We start from the raw sequence: 1,703 nt of genomic DNA, 5'->3' as shown, positions 1-1,703 counted from the left end.
CCTGGCCAAGCGGTCCAGGCGATCCTGCGCCTGAATGGGGGCGGCGGCGATACGCAGTGGCGGGTTTCCGCGGACGCTCTGGTGAATTTCAAAAATCACAATTGGGTGTTCGTGCGCTCGCCGGAGGGCTTTGTCGCGACCCCGGTGACGCTACTTTCCGAGACGCCGCAGTCCGCCTCGGTCCAGGGCGCGCTCAAGGCAGGCGAGCGCGTCGCGACCCGCGGCCTGCTGACCTTGCTGGCGGAACTCGCCGAGGCCGAAAGGTGATGATACGCGATGCTTGAAAGACTGATCCGTGTCGCGCTTCAGCAGCGGCTGCTCGTCTTTCTTGGCGCGCTCGGCCTCGCCGCGTGGGGGGCTGTCAGCTATTTCAAGCTGCCGATCGACGCATTTCCGGATGTCGCGCCGGTGCAGGTGCTGGTCGCCATGCGCGCGCCGGGCCTCACGCCTGAGGAGTTGGAGGCGCGCGTCACCGTGCCGATCGAGCTCGCGGCGAAAGGCATTCCCAGCCTCGTTCGCATGCGCTCGACGACGCGTTATTCGGTGACGCTGATCACCTTCGAGTTTTCGGAAGGGACCGACATCTACTGGGCGCGCGCGCAGGTCAATGAGCGTCTGGCGCAGGCGCAAAGTCAGTTGCCGGACGGCGTTTCCGGCGGTCTCGCACCGATCGTCACGCCGCTTGGCGAGATGGTGATGTTCACCATCGTCGGCGGCGATCTCACGCCGACGGAGCAACGCACGCTACTCGATTGGACGATACGCCCCGCCATCCGCGGCCTGCCTGGCGTCGCCGACCTCAACGTGCTCGGCGGTTTCGTGCGCACGTTTGAAGTCGCGCCTTCGCCTGCCGCGATGGCGTCTCGCGGCGTCACCGTGGAGATGCTCCAGTCGGCGCTCTCCAACAACAATAAGAATGACGGCGCGGGGCGCGTGCGCGATGGCGAGGAAGCGCTGCTCGTGCGCGCCGAGGGCCGTCTGCGATCGCTCGATGAGATCCGATCCGTCGTCATCGCCGCGCGGGACACCGGCATCGTGCGCGTCGGCGACGTCGCCGAAGTGCGCAACGGCGCTTTGCCGCGCAACGGCGTCGTCGTGCGCAACGGCGAAGGCGAGGCGGTCTGGGGACTTGTTCTCGGCCTGCGCGGCGCGGACGCGCGGATGGTGGTCAATGGCGTGAAGGAGCGCTTGGCCGAAATCGAGCCGACGCTGCCGAAAGGCGCCAAGATCGAAATTTTTTACGATCGCAGCGAATTGATCGGCAAAGCGGTCTGGACCGTGCAGAAAGTGCTGATCGAGGCGATCGTCCTCGTCGTCATCTTGCTCGTCCTGTTTCTTGGCGATCTTCGCGCCGCGATCGTGGTTTCGGTCATTTTGCCGCTCGCCGCGCTCTCGACATTCGGCATCATGCGCTGGTGGGGCCTCTCGGCAAACATCATGTCGCTCGGCGGTCTCGCGATCGCCATCGGACTCCTGGTCGATTGCGCTGTCGTCGTCGTCGAGAACGTCGAACACCGTATGGCGCATGCGCATGACGTCAGTCTCTCCGACCGCATTTTCATGACGCTCGAAGCGACTCGCGAGGTCGCCGTCCCGCTCACATCCGGCGTCATCATCATCGTCACGGTGTTCCTGCCGCTGCTGTCACTCGAAGGGCTTGAAGGTCGTCTGTTCGCGCCGGTGGCGCTGACCATCGCCTTTGC

1 protein-coding gene and 1 pseudogene are annotated in these 1,703 nt (G+C 65.1%); both read left to right on the top strand.

Annotated elements, in window-relative coordinates; translation table 11 throughout:
* Positions 1–267, top strand: a pseudogene (locus NEI07_RS10205) (efflux RND transporter periplasmic adaptor subunit); the annotation flags it as partial.
* Positions 268–276: 9 nt separating this feature from the next.
* Positions 277–1,703, top strand: a 1,427-nt coding sequence (locus NEI07_RS10200; RefSeq protein ID WP_256034371.1) for an efflux RND transporter permease subunit, incomplete at its 3' end; no start/stop codon positions are given.

It is taken from the genome of Methylocystis suflitae, from assembly GCF_024448135.1.
Classification (GTDB): Bacteria; Pseudomonadota; Alphaproteobacteria; order Rhizobiales; family Beijerinckiaceae; genus Methylocystis; species Methylocystis suflitae.
Note: the sequence above shows the minus strand (reverse complement) of the source record. Positions and strands in the feature narration are given on the sequence as shown.